We start from the raw sequence: 7392 nt of genomic DNA on the forward strand, positions 1-7392 counted from the left end.
CCCCGCGCGCGGACGGTCCTGTGTCTGGTTGACGGTGAACAGCATCGCTGGGCCTTTCCGGAGCCGGGTCTCGAGACCGTGTACCCAGCGCGGCGCCGGTGTTGATCTCTTTCAGTGATCATTCTGCTCCTTGACACTGACATTAACCCGTCAGCCACGGTCAGATCGTCGAATTTCCTGTTCATACTTGGCCGTTCTTCATCCCTCGCGGCCGCACTCCGTCCTCCACCGCACCCCTCCTGACGGCGTCGCACCCCTTGTAGGGCCTCGCGCCGGGTCCATAGGATCGTCGAAGAACGGATGTGAATCGTTTCAATCACCGGGCACGGCGAACGGAGGACGCACATCATGGCCGAGGGATGGAAGCGCAGGGTGTTCCTGCGGGGGACGGTGGCCGCGGGAGCGGGCCTGGGCGCGTTCGGCACCACCGCGCCGGCGACCGCCATGGCGGCCGCGGCACCGGGAGCCGCTCCGCACCCCGGAGGGCTGCGGGTCGTACGCACCACCGTGGAGTACGCCGAGACGCTCCTCGGAACCGACGTGGAACGGCCGCGCCTGTCGTGGGAGCTGGCGGCCCCGGGACGGCACGCACGCCAGGGCGCCTACCGGATCCAGGTGGTCCGCGACCGGGCCCGCTGGGACGGCCGGATGGTGTGGGACTCCGGCAGGGTCGCCTCGGACCGCAGCATCGGGATCCCCTACGGCGGCCCCGCATTGCGCCCCCGTACCCGCTACTTCTGGCGGGTACGGGTGTGGGACGCGCAGGGGCGCGCGGCGCGCTGGAGCGAACCGCGCTGGTGGGAGACAACGTTGTCCCCGGACGAGTGGCGAGCCCGTTGGATCGGGGCCGACGCACCACCGCCTCCGCCCTCGTTCGACGGAGCCGACTGGATCTGGTCGCCGGACGCCACCCCCTCCGGCGCGCCCGAGGGGCCGCGATGGTTCAGGGGCCGCCTGACGCTGCCCGCGGGGACCGAGGTGGAGCGGGCCACGGTGGTCGCCACCGCCGACGACGACTTCACCCTGTACCTCGGCGGTGAGGAGGTCCTGCACGCCCCGCAGCAGACGGACGGCTGGCGCACCGGGAGAACCGCGGACGTCACCGGGCTCGTCCGTGCGGCGGCGACCGCCACGCCGGACGCGGGCGTCCGGGCCGGGGACGTCGTCCTGGCCGCCCTCGCCACCAACCGGGGCGGGGCCTCGGTCAACCCGGGCGGGCTGCTGGTCCGGCTGCTCGTCGACACGGTGGGCGGGCAGCGCCACGAACTGGCCACCGGCGACGGCTGGCGCACCTGCGGAACCGTGCGGCAGGGCTGGCAACGGCCGGACTTCGACGACAGCGACTGGGCGCCCGCGGTCGTCCTCGCCCCCTACGGGCAAGGGCCCTGGGGCACGGGGCCGGCCGTGGCGGCGCCCGAATCGCCCGCACCGCTCCTCCGCCGCGCCTTCACCGTCCGCAAGAAGGTCTTCCGGGCGCGGCTGTACATCAGCGGACTCGCCTACTACGAGGCGGAGATCAACGGCCGCAAGGTCGGGCACCAGGTCCTCGACCCGGGGTTCACCGACTACGACCGGACCGTCCTGTACGCCGTGCACGACGTGACCGAGCTGCTCGAACGCGGCGAGAACGCCCTGGGGGTCACCCTCGGGCGCGGCTTCTTCGGCATGACGACCCCCAATGTCTGGAACTGGCACCGGCCGCCCTGGCACGGCGAACCCCGGCTCCTCGCGCAGCTGGAGGTGGACCACCCGGACGGCTCCCGCACGACCGTCGTCTCCGGTGACGACTGGCGGATGGCCGAGGGCCCGACGCGCTCCGACTCCCTCTACGCCGGGGAGACCTTCGACGCCCGGCTGGTCCCCGACGGGTGGACCCGGCCGGGCTTCGACGACGGCGGCTGGCGCGCCGCCCGGATCCAGGAGGCACCGGCCGGGCGGCTGCGCGCCCAGCCGCACGACCCGATCGAGATCGTCGGGACCGTGCGTCCCGCCGGGATCGGCGAACTGCGGCCCGGGGTGTACGTGGTCGACATGGGCCGCACCATGGCGGGCTGGACCCGGCTGACCGTGCGGGGCGCCGCCGAGGGCGACGTGGTGAGCCTGACGCACGGTGAGAAACTGAAGGAGGACGGCAGCGTGCACGCCGAGACGGGTCACGTCCCGGGCCGGTTCCAGACGGACGAGTACATCTGCGCGGGGGCCGACGAGGAGGTCTGGGAGCCCTCGTTCTCCTACAAGGGCTTCCGCTACGTGCAGATCACCGGACTGCCCGCGCGACCCTCGGCCGACCAGGTGCTCGGACGGCTGGTGCACACGCCCGTCGAGGAGGTGAGCTCCTTCGCCTGCTCCGAGCCGTTCTACGAGTGGCTGGACGGGGCCATGCGCCGGACCGTGCTCAACAATCTGCACGGCATCCCGACCGACACGCCCATGTACGAGAAGAACGGCTGGACCGGCGACGCCCAGCTCGGGGCGCCCGTCATGGCCTACGCCTTCGGGATGCACCGGTTCCTGTCCAAGTGGCTCGGCGACCTGGCGGACAGTCAGACCGGCGAGGGGCAGCTGCCGGTGATCGTGCCGAGCGGGGGCTGGGGCTACGGCGACCTGGGGCCCTCCCCCGAGTGGACCACCGTCTACCCGTTCGTGGTGCGCGAGATGTACCGCGTGTACGGCGACGAACGGGCCGCCCGCGAGCACTGGGACACGCTGGTGCGCTATCTGGACTGGGAACTCTCCCGACTGCGGGACGGTCTGGCGGTCACCGCGCTGGGCGACTACCTGCCGCCCGGCTACGGCGGGAATCCGCCCGAGGACACCCGGCTCACCGCGACCGCCTACCTGTACCGCGCCCTGCTGCACACTGCGGAAATGGGCGGGACACTGGGCGAGGAAGGCACCGCGGACCGCTACCGCGAGGCCGCCGGGAAGCTGCGGGACGCCTTCAACACCGCCTTCCTCGGGCCCGAGGGGTACTACCGCACGGCGAAGGACCCCGGATACCGGCAGACGTCCAACGCCGTTCCCCTGGCCTTCGGGATGGTGCCGGCCGGGGCCCGCGCCAGCGTCGTCGACAGCCTGGTGCGGGACGTCGAGGAGCGCGGCAACCACCTCAACACCGGGGCGCTCGGCACCAGCGTGCTGCTGCGCGTGCTGTCCGCGCACGGCCGTCCGGACGTGGCCCACGCCGTCGCCACCCGACGCACGTACCCGAGTTGGGGATATTGGCACGCCCAGGGCGCCGACACCATGTGGGAGATGTGGCCGGCCGACTCGCGCTCCCGCGACCACTACTTCCAGGGCACGGTCGCCCAGTGGCTCTACGAGAACGTGGCCGGCCTGCGGCCGGGCGACGCGGGCTACGCCACCTTCGTGGTGCGGCCCGACGCGCGTACGGGGGTGGACTGGGCGCGCACCACGATACGGACGGTGCGCGGGCCGGCGGGGGTGTCCTGGTCCCGGATCGACGGCCGGCTGCGGCTGGTGGTGCGGGTCCCCGTGGGGGCGTCCGCCGAGGTGCACGTACCGGCGGACGAACGGTCCCGGGTCACGGTGCCGGCGGGGGCCCGGTACCTCCGTACGGAGCCGGGGTTCGTGATCTTCCAGGTGCCCCACGGGAGCTGGGAGTTCACCGGCCGGGCGTAGGTAGCCCAGGGGCGGCCGCGCCCCGCCGTACAACCCCGGGCCCGTTCGGGACGTCTTCCTCGGTGAACCTCCCCGAACCTCCTCGAACGGGGGTATTCGGGCGGTCCGTCCTTCCGTGTCCTGCCGACTCGCACGCGTTCCAACGGGGGAACAGACATGAACCACAAGAGCCCGATGCGTTCTCGCACCCGTCGCGGCACCGCCGCGGCGCTCACCGTCCTGACGGCGGCGGCCCTCGGCGCGGCCGGCGCCGGGATGTCGAACGCGGGCGCCGCCGCGCCGCAGCAGCGGCAGATCGCGTCGTCCGTCCTCGGCACCGACCACCGGATCACGCTGACCGCGCTCCGCTCGGCCGAGGACGGGTACGCCGCGTCCGTGCGCCTGCAGGTGCACACGCGCTCCGACGGCGCCTGGAAGGAGTCGGACCGGGTGACCGTCGGCGACGTGGACGGCTGGTTCTGGTACCCGCTCACCGGTGCGGGCGCCGTCTGCCGGTTCTCGACCGCGAGCACGGAGCCCGCCCCCCTCACGGTCAGCCTGCTGGTCACTCCGTCCATCGGCTGCTCCGAGCCGGTCCACTACGTGGTGAAGGAGGGCAGGGTGTACGCCGGCTGAGCTCCGAGAACGCCGCTCCCGCCCGTCCGCCCGCCGCCGGCCTCGCCGGGCGGGCGGACGGGCGAAGGGGCGATTCGCACGGGACGCGCGGCGCGCGACACGTGCTGTGTCCGGTTAACCACCCCTCGTAGGAGGGAAGTGATCAACGCGCCGGACATCACCGTGAAGGGAGCACCCCCACGTGACGCTCTCCGCCCCTCCTCCCCCCGTCCCCAGGGCCGCCGGATCGCTTCCGGTCCTCGGCCACGCGGTCCACCTCCTGCGTGACAACCTGGGCTTCATCGCCTCGCTCCGCGCCGCCCACGGCCCGCTCGTCGAGATCACCCTGCAGCCCGGGACGCGGACGGTCGTCGTCCAGGACCCGGCCCTGATCCGCACCATGCTCGTCGCACTCGGCCCGAGCCTCGACAAGGGCAGGTTCTTCGAGAAGATGGGCCAGCTGCTGGGCGACTCCGTCGTCACCGCGTCGGGGCAGGCCCACGTCCGCAAACGGCGCCAGCTCCAGCCGGCGTTCACCCACCACGAGATCGCCGGGTACGTCGGCGTCATGCGCGAGGAGGCGGCCGGCGCCGCCGACGGCTGGCGCCCCGGCCAGGCCCTCGACGTGCGCGAGGCGATGGTCGGCCTGTCGCTGGACATGCTGGTCAAGACCGTCTTCTCGGGCAGTCTGGACGAGCGGACCTTCCGCCGGCTCCGCCGTGATCTGTCGGTCGTGATGAACGGGGTCGGGTCCCGCGTCATGCTGCCCGACTGGGTCGAGCGCCTGCCGCTGCCCGTCAACCGCCGTTTCGACCGGGCGCGGGACGCCGTGCGCGCCACCATCGACACGGCGGTCGGTGGACTGCAGGCCTCCGGACGCGACACCGGGGACATGCTGTCCCTGCTGCTGCGGGCCCGGGACGAGGAGACCGGACAGCCTCTGACCGGCCATCAGATCTCCTCGGAGATCCTGACGCTGGCCGTGGCCGGTACGGAGACGACGGCGTCGGTGCTTTCCTGGGCACTGTACGAACTCGCCCGGCATCCCGATGTCGAGGACCGGGTGCTGGGCGAACTCGACGAGGTCCTCGGCAGGAGAGCGGTGACCTTCGAGGACCTGCCCCGGCTGCCCTTCCTCGGCCGGGTCGTCACCGAGACGCTGCGGCTGCACCACACCGGCTGGCTCGTCACCCGGCGCACGGTCACCGAGACCCGCCTCGGCCCCTGGACCCTGCCTCCCGGCACCGAACTCGCCTACTGCCAGCACGCCCTCCACCGCGATCCCGAGCTGTTCCCCGATCCCTCGGCCTTCCTCCCGGACCGGTGGCTGGACGGCGGTCCGCCACCGGGATTCCTGCCGTTCGGCGCGGGCAAGCACAAGTGCATCGGCGACCGTTTCGCCCTCACCGAACTGCTCACCGCCCTCGCCACGATCCTGCGCAGGGTCCGGCTGACCCTGTCCCCCGGCCAGGTCGTCGAGCCGGTGGCCCGGGCCACCGTCCGCCCGCGCAGGCTGGTGATGACCGTGCGGCCCCGCAACGGCTGACCCCCTCGGGGCCGCCGGCGGACCGGCGGCGGCCCCGCCCGGGGGCCGTGGCCCGGCGGCCCCGCCCCCTTCGCCGGCACGTGACCGGATGCGGGCTCGCGCGGGGCGCGCGAACCTGGAGGGGTCGCCCGGCCCGCCGCCCCGGCGGGGCCGCGGGCCGGGCCGTCCGACACCCAGCCGAGGAGAGACTGAAGCCCATGCCTCACATCACCGTGGGACGCGAGAACTCCGCCGACATCGAGCTCTACTACGAGGACCACGGGGCTGGACAGCCCGTGGTCCTCATCCACGGGTTCCCGCTCGACGGCGGCTCCTGGGAGAAACAGTCCGCCGCGCTGCTCGACGCCGGGTACCGCGTGATCACCTACGACCGGCGCGGGTTCGGGCGGTCGAGCCGGCCGACGACGGGCTACGACTACGACACCTTCGCCGCCGATCTGAACACGGTCCTGGAGACCCTCGACCTCTCGGACGCCGTACTCGTCGGGTTCTCCATGGGAACCGGTGAAGTCGCCCGCTACGTCAGCCGGTTCGGCTCGGACCGGATCGCCAGGGTGGCCTTCCTCGCCTCGCTGGAACCCTGTCTGCTGAAGACCGACGACAATCCGGCGGGCGCCGCGCCCCACGAGTTCTTCGAGGGCATCTCGTCGTCGGTGAAGGCGGACCGGTACGCGTTCTACACGTCGTTCTTCAAGGACTTCTACAACCTCGACGAGAACCTCAACAGCCGGATCAGTCCGGAAGCCGTCCGCAACAGCTGGCACACGGCCTCCTCGGGCGGGTTCTTCGCCGCGGCGGCCGCGCCGATGACGTGGTTCACCGACTTCCGGGGCGACATCCCCGCCATCGACGTGCCCGCCCTGATCGTGCACGGCACGGCGGACAACATCCTGCCGATCGACTCGACCGGGCGCCCGTTCCGCCGGGCGCTGCCGAGCGCCGAGTACGTGGAGATCGAGGGCGCCCCGCACGGTCTGCTGTGGACGCACGCCGAGGAGGTCAACCGGGCGCTGCTGTCCTTCCTCGGCAAATCGGCCTGACCCTCTGCCGTGCGGTGCGGCTCCGGAGGTCTCCGCAGCCGGCCGGCGGAGTGCACGGAGCGCTCGGTCAGCGCAGCACGCGGAGCGCTCCGGGCAGGACCCTGAGGGTCACCGGGAGGACGGCCTCGACCTCGCCGTCCGCTCCGTAGGGGACGTCCCGGTCGGCGAGGATGCGGATCTCCCTGCCGCGCAGGATCCGCACCTGGGGCCGGTGGACGTGGGCGCCGGTCCTGAGGTCGTTCATCAGGCCGAAGAACAGCCGCCGCGGGGCGTCCGCGATCATCACGACCTCCAGGACGCCGTCGTCGACGCGCGCGTCGGGGGCGATGACGCGGCCCGAGCCGTAGTAGCCGGAGTTGGCGGCGACCACGGTGTACCCGGTGTGGGTGTGCTCCTCGCCGTCCACCGTGACCCGGTAGCGCGCCGCCCGCCAGCCGGTGACCGCGCGCAGGCCGCCCGCGTAGTAGGAGGCGGAGCCCCGCAGCAGCCGGGACCGGTTGGCGTGGCGGTTGGCGAGCGCGTCCACGACCGCACCGTCGTCCTCGGCAGCGTCTACGCCGGCGTGGACGC

At 72.8% G+C, this 7392-nt stretch carries 4 protein-coding genes and 1 pseudogene; 4 read left to right on the plus strand and 1 reads right to left on the minus strand.

Annotated features, from left to right (window positions below; translation table 11 throughout):
* Positions 1-348: 348 nt before the first annotated feature.
* From AOK18_RS17315 to AOK18_RS17330, 4 genes are all read left to right on the plus strand, one after another.
* Positions 349-3642 carry a family 78 glycoside hydrolase catalytic domain gene (locus AOK18_RS17315; RefSeq protein ID WP_055694966.1) on the plus strand — a complete coding sequence of 1098 codons (3294 nt, stop codon included), beginning with the start codon at positions 349-351 and terminating at the stop codon, positions 3640-3642.
* Positions 3643-3798: 156 nt separating this feature from the next.
* Positions 3799-4257 (plus strand): hypothetical protein, encoded by a 459-nt coding sequence (locus tag AOK18_RS17320; RefSeq protein WP_055694967.1) that lies wholly within the window; start codon positions 3799-3801, stop codon positions 4255-4257.
* Positions 4258-4438: 181 nt separating this feature from the next.
* A complete protein-coding gene (locus tag AOK18_RS17325; RefSeq protein WP_055572804.1) occupies positions 4439-5782 on the plus strand; it encodes a cytochrome P450 in 1344 nt (447 codons plus the stop codon).
* Positions 5783-5979: 197 nt separating this feature from the next.
* Positions 5980-6822 carry an alpha/beta fold hydrolase gene (locus AOK18_RS17330; RefSeq protein ID WP_055572805.1) on the plus strand — a complete coding sequence of 281 codons (843 nt, stop codon included), beginning with the start codon at positions 5980-5982 and terminating at the stop codon, positions 6820-6822.
* Between the two features lie 67 nt (positions 6823-6889).
* Here the strand turns inward: AOK18_RS17330 and AOK18_RS17335 are convergent.
* Positions 6890-7392: pseudogene (locus AOK18_RS17335) on the minus strand (diacylglycerol kinase family lipid kinase); the annotation flags it as partial.

It is taken from the genome of Streptomyces prasinopilosus (assembly GCF_001419695.1).
Classification (GTDB): Bacteria; Actinomycetota; Actinomycetes; order Streptomycetales; family Streptomycetaceae; genus Streptomyces; species Streptomyces prasinopilosus.